This window comes from Stenotrophomonas sp. (assembly GCF_050737075.1).
Taxonomy (GTDB): Bacteria; Pseudomonadota; Gammaproteobacteria; order Xanthomonadales; family Xanthomonadaceae; genus Stenotrophomonas.
Map to the genome: position 1 here is coordinate 41,884 of NZ_JBOHXV010000003.1, position 16,698 is coordinate 58,581.

Consider the following 16,698-nt stretch of genomic DNA (forward strand, 5'->3'; position numbering starts at 1 on the left):
CTGCATCACGTAATTGGTCACAGACCGCGCACGAAGCCCATGTCGGCTTCGGAGATCTTGTCGATGGTGGAGCTGAGGATCTTGACGATGTTGTCGTACTTCTGCGTCATCTCACTCAGCTTCTCGCCCAGCACCTTGCTGACGTGCTTGATCTGCTCCATGTTGCTGTCTTTGCCAGACACCCAGGCGTTGTATGCGGCGCTGTCGAATACCTTGTCTGCAGGAAACGGAACACCTTTACTCTGCTCCATGCTGGCGATCAGATCATTGACGGCCGACATGTCCATCTTGACGTGCCAGTTTCCGCTGGCATCCGGTCCTGTTACGGCCAGCCCCGGGAGACCTAGAGAGGTCTTGAAGGCCTCTGCGGCCTGCTTGCTCGGAAATGAAGCCAGAGCATTGACATCCATTCCGAACTCTTGCGCGAGTGCCTTGAGCTTGCTATGCACCGAGTTGAAGTCGATCTTGATATCGCCCTTGTCGCCATCAGCAACAGGCTTGAGCTGCTCCATGATGTCGGAGAACTTCTGATAGAACTCCAGGAACTTGCCCAGCGCATCCTGGTACTTGCTCAACCATTCGGTCTTCAGCAACCCGAGCATCGCGCTGATCTGCGCGTAGAAGTCGATATGGGAGTCCCAGATCAGACCACTGGTGTCCAGGGACGACGGGTCCTGCATCGGCGACTCGAAGCCCGGCAGCGAGATGCCGTCTTCCTCCTCACCGGGGCGGAGCTGCGGCATGAGGAAGACGAGCGCGCGCGACAGATCCGTCTGGCTGCGCTCCGAACTCGACAGTGCCCGCTGCGTGTTGGCCACCATATTGGCTTCACGCTGCTGCTTGCGCCTGAAGTCTTCCAGCAGCTCTGGGTTCTGGAGGACTTCGGTGCGGGGCGGATCTACCGTGCCCAGGCCTTCAACCGCAAGCTGGTTGCAGCGCGCAATCTGAGTAAGCGCTGCGCTGCGGGCCGCTTGGGCGAGGTGGCTCACCTGGAGGAGGCGAGAACGCAACTCCTTGGCCAGTACTGGAGATTCGGGTGCGATCTGTTGCGCTTCGGCCTGCTTGATGCTCGCGGGGCGCGGCATATTGGCGGCGGCGAAGGTGGTAATGCTGTCGGTCACGTGGCGGATCTCCTTAGAACTTGCTGATCTGGTGGCCGCTGGTACTGGCCATGAGGTTCATCAGGCTTTCCACCAGCTGGGCGGTGGCGTCGCGCATGTCGCGGGTCTTGGTTGCCTGGTCCTGCTGCTCGTCGGCGACACGCTTGAAGGTCTCGGCCACATTGAGCATCAGCTGGCGCTCGGACTCGGTCATTTCGGCTTCGATGTTCACGCCGGCGGCTACCGTGCCACCGATGGATGGGGCCAGCATGTTCAGCATCATCGCGTTGCTGGCAGGAATCTGGGCGAGTGCCCGGACTTCTGCGTCATCGGCATGGAGCGTGGCCGCTTCCGATTTGGTCGCCTGGTTGGTTGCGATCGTGCGCATCGGCGCCACATCCGCACTGGCATCTGCCTGCACGTCGGCGGCGCCCTTCGCCTGGACACCCTGCGCATCGTGCGCGGGGCGCATCTCATTGCTTGGCGTCTTGTTGGCCTTGATACCACCCCGGGCGTCATGCGTTGCGACATCGACTCGATTGGCCGTGTTGGTGTTCTTGACCGTGCTGTTGGTCTGCATCGAGGTCGACTTGAACGTCTGCTTCAGTGCCGCGCCGCCAATGGCGCCGGTGAGCACCGCACTGCCAATGGCACCGGCCAGGCTTTCACGGGCCTTCTGCACACCCAGGTCGCCTGCCACGATGGTGATCTGGCGCTGCATGGTCACCATCTGGGTGCTGTTGTCGCGGTCCAGCTTTTCGAACTTGAGCAGCAACTGGCGCAGCAGCGCCAGCAGGTTGCTGAACGGGCTGTCCTTGATCCATCCACCGGCATTTGCCGAACGTGCGCCGATGTCGGCGTCGACACCGGTCGCGGCAGACGCGCCGGCTACGGTGGCGGGGCTGTCGAGCACGGCACGGGGCTGAATCTGCGCAGCGGCGCCTTCGGTGGCGCGGGTGTCGCTACCCTCGTCGGTCTTGATCGGGTCGTTCCCGCCCACCAGCGCCGACAGCAGGACCGGCAGCTTGCTGATGACGCTGGTCAGGCGCGCCTGCGCGTCTTCCAGCGTGATGGAGGCCGCGCGCAGCTCGACCGGCGCGGCGGAGGTGCCCGTACGGCCGGTGTCATTGGCGGGCGTGAGCAGGCGCTTGGCCACCGCGTCGGTCAGGCTGCCCAGCGTTGCTGAATCCATGGGAACGGGCGCGACGGACGCGTTGCCGGTCGCAGTGCTTTTGCCAGTGATGTCGTTCAGTTGCGGCTGGTAGGCCGCGACGCGGCTCTGAATGGACAGGTCGGTCATGAGTGAGTTCCTTGAAGAATGGGGAGAGGAGACGCCGACCGGTCAGGCCGCCGAGGTGGCGCCGACGCGATGGGTCACGAACTTGGCGCTCTCGTCCTGGCTGGCCTGCACGTCGGTCATCTGACGGAACAGGTCGGCAACCAGGTTGTTGGTCTGCATGAAGTACTGGAGGATCTTCTGGATGAGGTCACGGAAGATCTGCGAGTCCGCCAGCCCAAGCTCCAGCTTGGCCAGGAGCTCGGCGGCGTTGATGTACATGTCGGCGATGATGACCGCGCCCACGCCCTGGCTGCCCTGGTTGGCGAACTGCATGACGTGCATGGCCTTCGTAGCTTGACCCGCACGCACGGCGAGGTCGTCGGCACTGCTGCCGCCTATCTTGGCGGCGGCATTGGACAGTGCCTTGGCCACGTCGTCCACGGTCTGGCTCGCCGTGCGCGCGATGGTCTTGAGCATCTGCGGCAGCGCCTTGCTGATCGCCCCGGACACAGCACGGGTGATGGCTTTGCCGATCTGTTGCACGGCCATGGTGCCGGCGACCTTCTTGCTGAGCACGACGGCGGCGATGATCATGGCGGCTACGGCGACGATGCCCAGCACATCCTTGATCTTGTCGGCGAAGGCCGAAGAGACGCCGAGCGAGGTGAGCACGTCGCCAATGACGTTGCCGATCTGCTTCACCAGTTCCATGATGAGTTTCATGATGGGCTCCATGATCTTGCCCATCACGTCCAGGCCCAGCTCCTCGCCGATGGCCAGGGCAAGGCCGATGCCGGCCAGGGCCATGCTGGCGCCGCCGGTAAACGGGGCCGCGACCACGGCCACCACCGTAATCACCCAGCCGATGATCTTGCCGATGCAGCCCATCTTCTTCTGGGCCTGCTCCGCCCTGGCCACTTCGTCCTGGTATTCCTGCGAACGGCGCATGTTTTCCGCTTCACGCAGCTTCAGCACTTCCTGGATCAGCTTGGTGTCGTCGGCGAGCTTCTTGTCGTTGGCCTTGCCAATGATCTGCTGCAGCAGCGCCAGAAGTTCACTCAGCTTTGCCTCATTGGTGAGGGCGCGCTCGTCACCCTTGGCAGTGAGGACGCCGGTAGGATCCAGCTTGTCGGCCTCGGCCTTGAACGCTTCCAGATCGCCGAGCGCGGCATCCAGGGTGGCCACTGCGGCGGCCAGGGTGGCAACGGCGGCATCAACCTGCGCCTGCTTCACGCCCACTACGCCCTTGGCGGCCTCGAGCTGGGCTCGCAGCGCCTCCTGCTCTTCCGGCGGTGCGTCGGCCAGCGCCTGCTCCAACCGGGCCACCTCCTCTTTGGCCTTCTTCAGCGCTTCGACGGCGGCAGCCAGCTCGCCTTCGGCGGTGCCGACCTCACCCAGTGATGCGTCGACCAAGGCTTGTGCCAAGCGGATGGCTTCGGAGAGCTCGGCGCTGGATGCGGCGCGTTGCGCCAGGCGCTGCTTGACCAGCTGCAGCTGCGAGGACAGGTTGCGGGTGTTTTCCTCTTTGAGCAGCTCGCTGAGCTGCCCTGCGAGCATGGACAGCATCGCTTCCGGCGTCAGCGTCGCGTGCGCCGGCACCGCCGCATGGCGCAGGATCGGGCTGTCTTTCACCGTCACCGTCGCCGCCTGACCGGTCCGCTCGCTTGCCGCCCTGGCCAGCAGCTCCATCACCTTACGGTCGATGGCTTCGATCTGCTTGAACGAGACCGCGCCGAAGCCAGCCGCCGCGGCGGACGCGGCTTCGGAACGTGCGGAAGATGCCTGGACAAACGGCAGCGGGGTGGCACCGGCGGAGGCGATGGCATTCATGGGCGTTACATTTCCTTGTTGGATTCGGGGGCGTCGTCGTCAGTGGGCGACAGCGCCTGCAGGTAGACCTTGGCGCGGGCGGCCAGATCGGGATTGGTGGAGCGCAGCAGGACGGTTTCGAAGCAGCCGCGTGCCATGGCGAGCTTGCCCAGCGCGAGGTGGCACTGGCCGACATGCAGCATGGGCCGCTCGTCGCGCTTGAGCAGGGCGTACGCCAGGGCATACATGTCGATGGCCTTGGCGTACTGCTTCTTCATCTGCAGCACGGCGGCCAGCCCGAGGGCGTAGTCACCGTTGTAGAAGTCGTACAGGTAGAGAAAGCGGAAGAAGGTTTCGGCTTCGTCCAGGCGACCGTCGGTATAGAAGCGGTGCGCGTAGGCGTAGACACCTTCCAGCATGTCGTCACTGACACCCTTGAGGTCCTTGATGGCGGCACCACTCTGTGCGCCGTCCAGCAGCAACTGGGCCATTTCGTCGAGCATGGCCTGGTCGGCATCGGTGCCTGTCGGGGTGTGGGGAGCGTCGGTCATTCGGGGTTACCTGATAAAGCCTCTTGTGCTGCAGGACAGGCACAGTTTGGCGAGCGGTGGGAAGGGGGGCTTTCGTATTTCACTCATTCCGGGTCGCCGGCGGGGTCCGCAGCGTGGTTGCTCTCCACGTCGCGCAGCCACTGCAGGATTCCAGCGATAGGCGTAGCCAATGCAACAGGCACGAACTGATAGCGACGGACTTGCGCATACACGGCGCGTGCGACGGCGATGTCGCGTACCACCGGGACGCCGGATTTCTCGGCCAGGGCAATGACCTTGCGCGCGCGCCTGCCGCGCTCGCGCACGGAAACGAACTGCAGCCCCGGATACTCCGGATGCGCGTAGATGCCCACGGCAATGTGGGTTGGGTTGGCCAGCACCAGCGACGAGCCGGCCACGTCGGACTGCACCTGCGCCGACAGTTCGTCGTGGATATCGCGGCGGCGCTGCTTGATTTCCGGGTTGCCGTTGTGGTCCTTGTGCTCCTGCTTGACCTCGGACTTGTCCATGCGCATCTCGCGGATGTACAGCCGGTACTCGACAAACGCGGCGGCCAGCGCGATGGGTATCACCACGGCCAGCAGCAGCGCGGTGCTGCGCCAGCCCACGCTGTGCCAGACCGCGGCGGCGGCCTTGTCGGGCATCTGTACCTGGGCGAACAGGGTGGGCGCGAACAGCGCCCAGGCCAGGATCACGAACACGATGCCGGCCAGCAGATAGAGGATGGCGGTGACCGCGCCCTTGACCACTTTGAGCGAGAACAGGTTCTTGAAGCCGGAGATCGGATTGACCCGCGCAAGGTCGATGCGGACGGCTTCGGCGGCGATGACGCCGCGGCTCTGCACCAGCGAGATGAGCACGGCGGCGAGGATGGCCGCCGCGCCTACCGGTACCGCCATCCACAGGAAGGCCACGGTGGCCTGCCAGGCGGCGTCGGCCGGGGTGAGGCTGAACCCGTTTTCGGCCATGCCACGGAAGAAGCCCACCACGGCGCGGCTGGACGTACCCACGGCAAGGGCCACCAGGCCAGCCACCAGCACGGCGGCGGCGGCCAGGTCCTTGCTGACAAAGCTTTTGCCCTTCTTCGATTCCTTGAGCAGGCGATGCGGGGTGGGCTTTTCGGTCTTCATGGCGCTGCGGGAGCCGGAACCAGCAACTGCAGCGCGTCAGTGCTGTCGCGGATCAACGGCACCTGATGGACGATGGTGGGCATGAGGTAGAACAGCAGCGCGATGAACGCGATGAACGATTTGATCGCCAGCGACAGCGAGAACGGGTTCATCTGCTGCGAGAAGCGCGACAGCACGCCCAGCAGCACCTCCACCAGGAACAGCAGCAGCAACACCGGGAGCGCCATGCGCACGGCGCCGGCGAGCAGCGTGCCAGCGAAGTCCTGCACACGGGGCAGGTCCAGCACCACGCCTGCGCCCATCGGCACCAATGCGTAGCTGGACTGGATGATTTCCAGCAGCACCAGCATGCCGTCGGTGGCCAGGAAGATCACCACGCTCATCAGCTGCAGCAGGTTGGCCGTTTCGGTGGCCTCGATGCCGCTGGTGGGATCAAGCATGGCGCCGATGCCGGCACCGCGCTGGTTGTCCACGATGGCGCCCATGCCGTGGAAGATGTGGAACGGCAATGCCACCACCAGCCCGATGGCAGTGCCGATCAAGGCCTCGCGCAGCAGTACGCCGGCCATGGACACCATGTCCTGCGGCACGGCGGCGCCGGCGGTGGCCGGCCACAACCCGATCAGGACCATGGCCGCCACGACCGAACGGGTCATCTTGGCGGGCATGACGCCTGGCGACAGGTACGGGATCCAGACCAGGCAGGCGCCGATGCGCGCGATGCCCAGCACGATCGGCACGGCATGGTCGCGCGCCAAGGCCACCAGTTCGGCATCGAAGGGAGAGAGCTGCACTGCCCTACCCCGCCAATGCGGTCTGCAGGGCGAGCCGGGCGAAGTCGAGCATGCGCGCGCCCATCCACGACATGAGCACCAGCAGGCACGCAATGACGGCCAGCAGCTTGGCGCCGTACGGGAGGGTCTGCTCCTGCAGCTGGGTGACGGTCTGGAACAGGCCGATGGCAAGGCCGACGATGGTGGCGACGGCCACGGGGGCTGCCGACAACAGCAGGATCAGCAGCAGGCTTTTGTTGCCCATGAACATGATGGCGTCCATGGGCTACATCGGCACGTCGAGGTACTGGCGCACCAGACCCTGCGAGAGCAGGCTCCAGCCATCCATCGCCACGAACAGGATGAGCTTGATGGGCGCGGAAATAGTCACCGGACTCATCATCATCATGCCCAGCGACAACAGCACGCTGGACACCACCAGGTCCACCACCACGAACGGCAGGTACAGGTAGAAGCCGATCCGGAAGGCGTCCTTGAGTTCGCTCAACGCGTAAGTTGGCATGAGCGCGAACAGCGAACGCTCATGCGGCTCCAGCGCGGGCAGCGGCACGCCCGGCTCGGCGTGGCGGGCACGTTCGAAGAACTCCAGCAGGTCCGGATCGGAATAGGTGGCCAGGTAGACCTTGTAGCCATCCAGGCTGCTGTCGAGGAAGCTCACCACGGACGCTACGGAGTTGAGGGGCGCGTCCAGCGCCAGGTAGGCGTCGTACATGTTCTGCACGATGGGCTGCATGACGTAGAAGGCCAGCATGAGCGCCAACGCGTTGAGCACCATGTTGGACGGCACCTGCTGAAGCCCAAGCCCGTTGCGCAGCAGTACGAAGACCACCGAGAACTTCAGGTAGCAGGTACCGGCCGCGATCAGGAAGGGCAACATCGCCGCCATCGCCATGACCGCGATCAGCGAGATGTCGTTGTTGACGAAGCTCATGGCAGCAGCGGCGCCTGGTGCAGCTGGATGCCAAGCTGCTCGCCCACCTGGACCAGTTCGCCACGCGCCACCACCTGGCCGTTGACGCGCAGCTGCAGCTGCTTCCACGCGTCCGGCGGCAGGTCGAACACGGTACCGGGCTGCAGTGCGGCCAGATCACCGACCGACTGCTGCAGCTGGCACAGCACCACGTCCACCGTGATCGGCAGGCGCGCTACATCGATACCGGCGGGGCTGGCAGCAGCGTCTGCCGGTGCGAGGGTGGATGAGGCGACGCCGAGGTCGGCATCGTCTTCTTCGTCGAGGAAGTCGAAGGTAGTGGTCACGGAGATGGTCTCAAGGGTGAAGTCGAAGGTGTAGAGGCGATGGCGGCCGCTGCGTGCCACCGGCAGGAGCTGGTCCACCAGCACCACGGCGCCGGGGGCAAGCGTGCGCAGGCGCTGCAGTGGCAGGCTGAAGCGCGCCACGGCAAGGTCTACCGGCAGACGCAGGTGCAACGCCTGTCCTTGCGGCGGCAGGGTCGCGGACGGGCTGGCATGCAGGATCCACGCGGGGCCCTGCGCGGTCTGCAGCGTGGGCTGGGGGATGGCGTCGTGCTTGAGCGCGGCGACCGGCAGCACGTCGCGGAGCGATACGCGCGCGTCGGCAAAGCCGCCCGCCAGGACATCCAGCAATGGACGCTCCGGCAACCAACAGGCCAAGGTGGCGCGATCGATCAGCTCGCTCCAGGCCAGGTCGGCCAGTTCGGGCAACATGACCGGGCACCAGTCATCGGCGGCGACGGCCAGATGCAGCTCGCCGACGGCGGCGGTCACGTCGAAGCGCAGCATGGCGCCGCGCGCAGGCAAGGCCTGGTGCCGCGGCATGAGACCCATGCGCGCGCAGGCGGTGGTCACCGCTGCGTTCGCCGCCATGGCCGGCGACACCGTGCTGAACGGCCAGCGTTGCGCGCTCATGGCGACGGCTGCTGGCCGCGACGGCGGCGGCGCTCGTCGGTGGCGTTGCTGGCCGGCTCCACCGCAGGCTGCAGGTCTACGCCGAACGGCAGTTCGGCGAGGGCCAGCGCCTGCCCTACCCGTGCGGTACTGGGCTGCACGATGGCCTGGCCGTCCTGAAGACGCACGCGCACCGAATGCGCACTGCCCGACGCATCAACGCCCCAACTGCGGAACGCGACGTTGACCTGCGATGCGGGCTGGGTACGCGCGGCCATCGTCGCCTGCAGCATCGTGGCCTGCTGCGCGGCGTGAACGATCTTGCGGGTAGTGACGTTGGCTTCGGCCCGCGCGGCGGTGAGCAGGGATTCGCCACCGGACTGCTGTTGTGCAGGAGTGTCGACGCCGGCAGGTGCGGCCGCGACCACGGGCGTGCTTGCCTGCGGGAGGGTGCCGTCACCCGCCGTGGGCTGCATCTGCTCGGAAACGGGTGCTGCGGGCGAGACGGGATACAACGTTGCCGCGGCAATGGTGTCCGCTGAACCCCGGTCGGCAAGCGCACCGTGTACGGCGCCAGGCGTGCCCCTTGGCGTGGCCGAGGCCGTCGCCGTGGCGGCGCGCGCAAGCATCGCCGCTGCCGACTGCGCTGCGGGCGAAGGATCCGCAGCGGTGGGGGCCGCGGCCGGGACTGCGGCACCGGTCGAGGGCAGCGGCGACCCCGCAGGCAGGATCACCGCACTGCCGGGCGCGGCAGGGGTGGTGTTGGCCGACGGGTTCACAGGCACCTGCGCGGCGACGGCAGGCTGGGGCCGCTTACCTGTCGCGCCACCGGGCGCGGTCGACTCGCCACCGGGAGGTGCAGCAGGCGTTGCGGGGAACTGGGCAGGCGCCTTCGCAGTGGCGGCGCCGTTGGGCGGCAGCCGCACAAGGTTCACCGCCACGTTGGGCGGAGCTACGGCGAACGCCGTCTCCGTGTTCTGCTCGCGCAGCGCGGCGCGGCGATCCGCCCAGTCTGTGTGGCAGGCATCGTCCCGCTGTTCCGGGAGCTGCTCGGCAGGCGGCGCGGGGGCGTGGTGCCGCGGATCGCCATTACCGCCGTGCCGATGCCGCGCCTCGACACGCTGGCTGAGTGCCACCGGCGCCACCGGACCCGGTGCCGCAAATGCCTCGCTGAGTGGTGCAACCTTTACCGACATGTGTATTCCTCTTGAATGGTTCGCTCGTGGCGGCGCCGTTGCGCCTGCCTGCGTTTCTGTTCAATGCGCTCGCCCACGGCCTGGAGCCGACGGGCGCGCGACTGCTGTTGGATGGCCGCCTGACGCAGTTCGTGCTCGCGCTCGCGCGCCTGCGCGGCCTGCTGTTGCAGGTCGCTGGCGCGCAGGTCGCACTCCAGGACGTGCGCGCGCGCGATGGCAACGGTGCGCAGGCGATCGAACAGGCGCTGGCGGTCCAGCCCGTGTTCCTCGCCCAGCTGCGCCTCGCGCAGCTGCAGGTCGGCCTGGGTGCGCAGGCCGTGGGCCTGTTGTTCGTGATCGGCCGCCTGGGTGGAGTGGCTCGCCGCTTCACGGCGCAGGCGCTGCACGCGCTGCACCACCAGGGTGGCCAGGCGTGCGGGGTCAGCGGGCGACGACATCGAGCGCCTCCACGGCCGCCGCCAGGCCAACCTGTTCGTGCAGCGGCTGGCGCAGGAACGCCAGCAGGCGCGGTTCGCGGGCGACCGCGTCGTCCTGGTCGGGCTGGACACCGGGCCGGTATTCGCCGATGTCACGCAGCAGCTGAAGATCCTCCAGGCGTCCCATGACGGTGCGCAGCCGGGTGGCGGCGGCACTCTGGCGCTCGCCCGCCAACTGTGGATACAGGCGGCTGGCGCTGCGCAGCACGTCGATGGCCGGAAAGTGGCCGCGCTGGGCCAGCCGGGGGCTGAGGTAGATGTGGCCATCCAGCAGCGACTTGACCTCTTCCCCGACCGGATCAGGATCGGCGTCGTCTTCCAGCAGCACGGTGTAGAACGCGGTGATGCTGCCGCGCAGTGCATTGCCCGGGCGTTCGACCAGGCGCGGCAATGCCTCGAACACGGACGCCGGAAAGCCCCGGCGCGCCGGCGGCTCGCCAGCCGAGAGCGCGACATCACGCAGCGCGCGGGCGTAGCGGGTGGCCGAGTCCATGACCAGCAGCACGTTGCTGCCCTGTTCGCGGAAGTACTCGGCGATGCGGGTGGCCACCATCGCCGCATTGACACGGGTGGCCGGCGAGCAGTCGGACGTGGCCTGGACCACGATGGTGCGGGCCGCCGTGGGCCCGTGCCGGATCGATTCGACGAAGCCGGCGACTTCGCGCCCGCGCTCGCCGACCAGCGCGACCACACGGACATCACAGTCGGCGTTGGCCAGCAGCATCTCGACCAGCGTGGTCTTGCCGCAGCCCGCAGCGGCGAAGATGCCCATCCGCTGGCCTTCGCCCACGGTCAGCAACGCGTCGATGGCACGTATGCCGGTCGCGAACGGGGTAGCGATGGGGCGACGCTGGCGGTAGTCGAGTGGCGCCGCCTGCACCGGCTCGGGGCGGGCGGCGGCGTGCTCGCACGTGCCTTCGCCGCCCTGCAGACGCTCTACGATCTCACCGAAGCCGTCCAGCACGCAGCCGAGCAGGTGCCCGCCGAGCGCCACCTGCAGCGGGCGGCCGGTGGGGACCACGACGACGTCCGACGCCAGCCGTACCGGCGCGCCGATCAGGGCCAGAGTGGCCACACCGTGGTCCACCCGGGTCACCACGCCATGCGTGAGCACCCGCGCATCGCTCGCGGAGCAGCGCACATGGCAATGCTCGCCGACGGCGACGTCGGGCAGCGGCACGCGCAGCTCACCCACGCGCATCGCCAGCGGCGAGGCGCAGGGTCGCCAACAGGGCACGGCCGCTGTCACCGCAGCAGCGCCTGCAGTTCCAGCACACGTGCATGGAACCCTTCGATGGCACCGGCCATGAGGCTGGATTCATTGCGGCAGTCGGGTTGCAGCGCGCCCCCGACCAGGCAGCCCTCATCGAGCTGGCGCAGGGCCAGGCAGCCGTTGGCGAAATGCGGCGCCGGCGCGGACAGTGCGGCGAGCAGGTCGTCGGCGCGGTTGCTGAAGCGGTCGGCCGGCGAGGTATCCAGCCGCCCCCACAGGAACACGGCATCGTCGACCGGGTCGAGCAGCAACTCGCCGATATCGGCAAACCCCATCACCACGGAGGAATGGGTGTCGAACTGGAAACGCGAGGGGTCGCACCCCAACTCGTGCAGCGCCGCGTTGAGGGTATCCAACAGGGTGGTCATAGGCTTCTCATCACATCAAGGGTGACCGCATCGGAGATCTCGGCGAACGAGAGCACCGGGGTGGAGGGGAGTCGGTTTTCGATGAACCGCTTGACGAAGCGGCGGATGTCCGGGGCCACCATCAGCACCACGTCGGGGCGATGTGCAGCCACCTCGCCCACATGCAGGGCGAAGCGGTCCATCAGCTCGTTGGATTCGGCCGGCTCGAGGTTGAGGTACGACGCGCCCTGGCTCTGGCGGATGCCGGCGCGGATCTGGTCCTCCACCGGGGTGGACACCAGGATGGCGGGGATGCGGCCGTTGCGTGCGAAGTGGTCGGAGATGTAGCGCGCCAGTGCGCCGCGCACATGTTCCACCAGCAGGATCACGTCCTTTTCGCGCTGCCCCCACTGGGCCAGCGTTTCCAGCACCACCTTCATGTTGCGGATTGACACGCCTTCGCGCAGCAGCCGCTGCAGCACTTCGGCCACACGCTGGATGGGCATGTGCCGGTAGGTTTCCTTGACCAGCTCGGGGAAGCGCTTTTCCAGTGCATCCAGCACGTGCTTGGCCTCCTGGATGCCGAACAGTTCGCCGATGTTGCGCAGCACGGCGCCATGCAGCAGCCGGCGCAGTTCGTCGTAGTCGCTGGAGGTCTCGCAACCGAGTGCCAGCACGTCGGCGTGCGCGCTTGCAGGCACCCAGCGTGCGGTGTGGCCGTCGTGCGGCAGCAGCAGACCCAGGTTCAAGGCATCCAGTTCGTCCTGGCGGCCGAACACGCGCACGTGACCATTGACCACGCGCGCACCGCCGGCGGGAATCTCATTGATGAGCACCTTGACCTCATGCTCCTGCGCCGGTTCATGGCCGCGCATGACCAGCGGCGCCAGCTGCATGCCGGTGTTGATGAAGGCGTCGTGGCGCAGCTGTTCCTCCCACTTGTTGGCCACCGCGGATTCGTGCAGCGGAAGCGGCATGAGCAGGATCAGCGGCAGGGTTTCGCTGGTGAGGCGCGCTGCGCCGGTGTCGCCGCCGGCGGCAGCGGTGCCCGGGGCACCTGCCGAGCCGGTGCCGGCTTCAGCGCCGCTACCCCCGTCGAGCTTGCCCTTGCGCAGGCGCCAGACCAGCATGGCGGCCAGGCCCACCGCGAGCCCGGCAAACACCGGCAGCGGGAACCCGGGCAACAGACCCAGCAGCAGGATCAGCACCGCACCAATGGCCAGGACGATGTTCTTGTTGAACAGCTCGCCGACGATGTTGGCGCCCAGGTTGTTGCTCTCGCCGCTGACGCGGGTGACGATGAAACCGGCACTGATGCAGATCAGCAGGGCGGGAATCTGCGCGACCAGCCCGTCGCCGATGGTCAGCAGGGTGAAGGTGTTGAGCGCCTGCGAGAACGGCATGCCGTGCTGGAGCATGCCCACGGCGATGCCGCCGAACAGGTTGACGAACACGATGACGATGCCGGCGATGGCGTCGCCCTTCACGAACTTCATGGCGCCGTCGTAGGAGCCGTACAGCTGGCTTTCGCGTTCGACATCGCGGCGACGGCGCTGCGCCTCTTCGGAGGTGATTGCCTCGGCGCGCAGGTCGGCGTCGATGCTCATCTGCTTGCCGGGCATGCCGTCCAGCGAGAACCGGGCAACCACTTCACCGATACGCTCGGAGCCCTTGGTGATGACGATGAACTGGACCAGGGTGATGATCGCGAAAATGACCGCGCCAACGACCAGGTTGTCGCCCACCACGAAGTCGCCGAAGGCACTGATGATGTGGCCGGCGTCGGCATCGAGCAGGATCAACCGGCTGGTGCTCACCGACAATGCAAGGCGCATCAGGGTGGTGAACAGCAGCACCGAGGGGAACGTGGAGAAACCCAGAATGCGTTCGACGTAGAACGAGCTCAGGAAAATGATGATGGCCACGGCCATGTTCAGGCCGATCAGCAGATCGACCAGGATGGTCGGCATGGGGATGATGAGCATGGCGATGACCACGGCCATCAGCACCACCAGCACCAGCTCGGGCCGCAGCATGCCGCGCATGCGCGCGGCCATGCCGGTTTGCGCGGCGGCGTTCACGGCGCTCATGCCATCACCCCGCTGGCGCGGCCAGGCTGCCAGCGCTCACGGGCCATGCTTTCCACCACGATGGCCTCCAGGCCTTCCACCGCGACGTCGCGGGCGCTGGAGTCGATCCAGATCGCATCGGGCAACCCGGCCAGCGCGCGGCGCAGGGCCTGCACCAGGCGGGCGCGCTCGTGCATGGCCAGCACGACGCGTGCGTTGGCCAGCGGGCCGGTGAACAGGCCGGACCAGTCTTGCAGGCCACGCACGACGTCGAGCAGGCCGAGGACCACCGCATCCGCCGTGGTGGCCATGCGCGCGAGCAGGCCGGTGCGGGTGGTTTCGCGGACCAGCAGCTCGTCGACCGAGCGCAGCCCGGTGAGATTGCGCACCTGCCGCAGCAGGCGACCGAATTCCACGTGCGAGCCGCTAGGGTCGAGCGAGAACATGTCCGCGCCCAGCGCCTGCTCCATGAAGTCCAGCACCTGCGCGCGGTTGTTGAAACCGAACTGGCTGATCCACGCGGAATATTCGCCGACGCAGTCCTGCGGGTTGCCCAGCAGGTCGCGATAGCTCTGGCGGAGCTGGCGCGCCGACATCTGGCCGCTGCGGGCCGCCAGGCGCGCCTTGATGGCAGCATTGAGGCCGCCCTTGAGGGCCGCCGCGTTGCCCTGCGCCGCCTGCTCCTGCAACAGCTGCTCCAGCGACTGCTGCAGTAGTTGCTGCAGTTCCTTCAGCTCGTCGTCGGCCAGCAGCGCGCGAAGCACGGCCAGCATGTCGCTGGGATCAGCGAACATCTGCTTGAGCAGGCCCAGCAGCTGCACGGGGCTGCGCATGCCATCGAGCAGTTGACGCAGGTCGGAAAGTTTGTCGTGCACCTTGTCGTCCAACACGTGGTCTATCCACGACTGCGAGGCGCCGGAGACACCGCTCCCCTGCCCGTCGCGTCGGCGCTGCAGCGAGGCGACCAGCGCCCCCAGGTCGTCCTGCATGTTCAGCGCGGTATGCAGTACGCCAGGTTTGCGCGGCGCGGCAGCATGCAGCTCACGGGAGGCGTCGTCGCGGTCGCCCTGGGTATTGGCCTGCCGCGGCGATACGGGCAGCGGCGCGGTAATCGGACGATTAATCGCGGGAAGTGCCATGGGCGGCCTCCGGCAACAGCAGATCACGGTTGAATGCAGGCAGTGCCTGCTGGAAGGGCGCGCCGATACCGGGGCCGTAGATGTCCGGCAGCTGGCCGGCGTCCAGCGCGTCGCGCTCGCCCAGCACGCGCGGCTGGATCAGGAACACGCGGACCAGGTTCTCTTCGGACTGGGTGTCCTGGCCGAACAACTTGCCCACGCCCGGAATGCGGCGCAGGCCGGGAATGCCGGTGCGGCCGGCATCCACCGCGCTCCGGCTGTAGCCGCCCACCAGCAGGCTGAGCTGGTGCGGCACGCGCGCCACGGTGTCGATCATGGTGCGGTTGACCATCGGCACCACGTCCACGGTCTGCTCGCCGCGCGAGGTGCCGTCCTCGATCTTCAGCTGCATTTCCACTTCGTCATTCAGGGAAAGGCGCGGACGCACGCTGACCAGCGTGCCGTAGGTCACCTGTTCCAGCGACACCGCACGCTCGCCCACCAGCTTGGTATAGAAGGTCTGGTTGCTGTCGAAATAAGCGGGGATGTTTTCCTGGGTGAGCAGCACCGGGCGCGAGACGATGTGCGCGTTGCCCTTGCTGGACAGTGCCTGCACGGAGGCCAGGAAGCGCGCGCCGTCCAGGGTGCTGACCGGCTGCGCCTGGTTGATGCCGATCGACAGGCGGTTGCCGATGTTGATGCCGCCGCTCCAGTTCACGCCAAGACGGTCGAGCTCGGTCTTGTTGATGTCGATGATCCACAGCGAGAGCTCGATCTGCCGGCGCGGCACATCCAGTTCGGCCACGAGCCGCTTGATCTGCTCGATCTGCGCCAACGTGCCGCGCACGATCAGGCTGTTGGTTTCCGCATAGGGCAGCACCACCGCGTTGGTGGCGCTCACCGTCGCGCGTTGCGGCGCAAGTTCACGCGGTGCCTGCAACGGCGGCAGCGGCTCCTCGACGACACCCGAGGGGTCCGCGGGCGCCGGCGGCAGCGACGGCTGCTTGACCACGGCACCGAAATCACCGAGCCGCAGCACACCGGCGAGCACGTCGGCCATGCCGGGCAGCATGCTTTCTTCCGAGCGCAGACCATACCGGCGACCATTGACGAAGCTGTGTTCGAGCCGGATGACTTCGACATGGTGCGGGCTGGCATCGGCGCCCTCGTAGAGGTCGTCCAGGTAGCTGGCGGCATTGAGCACGATGTCGACATAGACCGGCGGACCGGCCACGTAGAAGGTGCCGTCGGCACCGCCGCCACGCAACGGGTAGCGCGCGTCGGCCAGCCGCGCCTTGCGCAGGAAATCGGCCAGGGTGGCGACCGAGGTGGAACGGAGCCTGCCCACGGCGTTCTTCTGCTCGCTTGCGTCGTAGACATAGATGGACTGGCCGTCGCTGTACCAAACCAGGCCGACTTCGCTGGCCACCTTGGTCAGCACGTCGAACGGGCGCGCCAGGTCGAAGTTGCCGCTGACTTTCTTGCGCTGCGCCTTTTGGCTGACCACCACCGCCTGGCGCATGCGCGCGCCGATGGCATTGAGCAGGTGGTCGGCACTGTCGGCACGGGAAACGAAGCCGGCGGCGTGAGGCACGTCGGCACGGTCCTGGATGGCGGTGCCCTCCAGCGGGGTCTGCGCCGACGCAACGGCGACGGGCAGCAGTAACAGGAACAACGGCAGGAAACGCAT

Annotated in this window: 16 protein-coding genes; all 16 read right to left on the reverse strand. The window is 66.9% G+C overall.

What is annotated here, in order from left to right; genetic code table 11:
* Positions 1 to 17 precede the first annotated feature (17 nt).
* Complete coding sequence (locus tag ACREPD_RS01250) at positions 18 to 1,121, reverse strand: IpaD/SipD/SspD family type III secretion system needle tip protein (protein WP_431597588.1); 1,104 nt, start codon at positions 1,119 to 1,121, stop codon at positions 18 to 20.
* Positions 1,122 to 1,134: 13 nt separating this feature from the next.
* Positions 1,135 to 2,400: a hypothetical protein gene (locus ACREPD_RS01255; RefSeq protein WP_431597589.1), complete on the reverse strand. Its 1,266-nt coding sequence runs from the start codon at positions 2,398 to 2,400 to the stop codon at positions 1,135 to 1,137.
* Positions 2,401 to 2,442: 42 nt separating this feature from the next.
* A complete protein-coding gene (gene sctE / locus ACREPD_RS01260) occupies positions 2,443 to 4,209 on the reverse strand; it encodes a type III secretion system translocon subunit SctE (RefSeq protein ID WP_431597590.1) in 1,767 nt (588 codons plus the stop codon).
* A 5-nt stretch (positions 4,210 to 4,214) separates the two neighbouring features.
* Positions 4,215 to 4,739, reverse strand: a complete 525-nt coding sequence (locus ACREPD_RS01265; protein ID WP_431597591.1) for a SycD/LcrH family type III secretion system chaperone — start codon at positions 4,737 to 4,739, stop codon at positions 4,215 to 4,217.
* 83 nt (positions 4,740 to 4,822) lie between these two features.
* Positions 4,823 to 5,869, reverse strand: coding sequence for an EscU/YscU/HrcU family type III secretion system export apparatus switch protein (locus tag ACREPD_RS01270; RefSeq protein WP_431597592.1), 1,047 nt, complete (start codon positions 5,867 to 5,869; stop codon positions 4,823 to 4,825).
* Entirely contained in the window at positions 5,866 to 6,663 is a 798-nt protein-coding gene (gene sctT / locus ACREPD_RS01275) for a type III secretion system export apparatus subunit SctT (RefSeq protein ID WP_431597593.1), read from the reverse strand. The genes ACREPD_RS01270 and sctT overlap by 4 nt, the downstream gene beginning before the upstream one ends.
* Before the next feature lie 4 nt (positions 6,664 to 6,667).
* The gene (gene sctS, locus ACREPD_RS01280) at positions 6,668 to 6,925 is read right to left on the reverse strand and encodes a type III secretion system export apparatus subunit SctS (RefSeq protein WP_431597594.1); all 258 of its coding nucleotides are present in this window, start codon (positions 6,923 to 6,925) and stop codon (positions 6,668 to 6,670) included.
* 3 nt (positions 6,926 to 6,928) lie between these two features.
* Complete coding sequence (locus ACREPD_RS01285) at positions 6,929 to 7,594, reverse strand: EscR/YscR/HrcR family type III secretion system export apparatus protein (RefSeq protein WP_431597595.1); 666 nt, start codon at positions 7,592 to 7,594, stop codon at positions 6,929 to 6,931.
* Positions 7,591 to 8,550 (reverse strand): FliM/FliN family flagellar motor switch protein, encoded by a 960-nt coding sequence (locus tag ACREPD_RS01290; protein WP_431597596.1) that lies wholly within the window; start codon positions 8,548 to 8,550, stop codon positions 7,591 to 7,593. The genes ACREPD_RS01285 and ACREPD_RS01290 overlap by 4 nt, the downstream gene beginning before the upstream one ends.
* Entirely contained in the window at positions 8,547 to 9,725 is a 1,179-nt protein-coding gene (locus ACREPD_RS01295) for a hypothetical protein (protein WP_431597597.1), read from the reverse strand. Before ACREPD_RS01295 ends, ACREPD_RS01290 begins: the two co-directional genes overlap by 4 nt.
* Entirely contained in the window at positions 9,716 to 10,162 is a 447-nt protein-coding gene (locus ACREPD_RS01300) for a hypothetical protein (RefSeq protein WP_431597598.1), read from the reverse strand. Before ACREPD_RS01300 ends, ACREPD_RS01295 begins: the two co-directional genes overlap by 10 nt.
* Positions 10,146 to 11,438 (reverse strand): FliI/YscN family ATPase, encoded by a 1,293-nt coding sequence (locus ACREPD_RS01305; RefSeq protein WP_431597599.1) that lies wholly within the window; start codon positions 11,436 to 11,438, stop codon positions 10,146 to 10,148. The genes ACREPD_RS01300 and ACREPD_RS01305 overlap by 17 nt, the downstream gene beginning before the upstream one ends.
* Positions 11,439 to 11,446: 8 nt before the next feature.
* On the reverse strand, positions 11,447 to 11,842 hold the full coding sequence (locus tag ACREPD_RS01310; protein ID WP_431597600.1) for a hypothetical protein: 396 nt from the start codon (positions 11,840 to 11,842) through the stop codon (positions 11,447 to 11,449).
* Positions 11,839 to 13,911: an EscV/YscV/HrcV family type III secretion system export apparatus protein gene (locus ACREPD_RS01315; RefSeq protein ID WP_431597601.1), complete on the reverse strand. Its 2,073-nt coding sequence runs from the start codon at positions 13,909 to 13,911 to the stop codon at positions 11,839 to 11,841. The genes ACREPD_RS01310 and ACREPD_RS01315 overlap by 4 nt, the downstream gene beginning before the upstream one ends.
* Complete coding sequence (gene sctW / locus ACREPD_RS01320; RefSeq protein ID WP_431597602.1) at positions 13,908 to 15,029, reverse strand: type III secretion system gatekeeper subunit SctW; 1,122 nt, start codon at positions 15,027 to 15,029, stop codon at positions 13,908 to 13,910. The genes ACREPD_RS01315 and sctW overlap by 4 nt, the downstream gene beginning before the upstream one ends.
* Complete coding sequence (gene sctC / locus ACREPD_RS01325) at positions 15,010 to 16,698, reverse strand: type III secretion system outer membrane ring subunit SctC (protein WP_431597603.1); 1,689 nt, start codon at positions 16,696 to 16,698, stop codon at positions 15,010 to 15,012. Before sctC ends, sctW begins: the two co-directional genes overlap by 20 nt.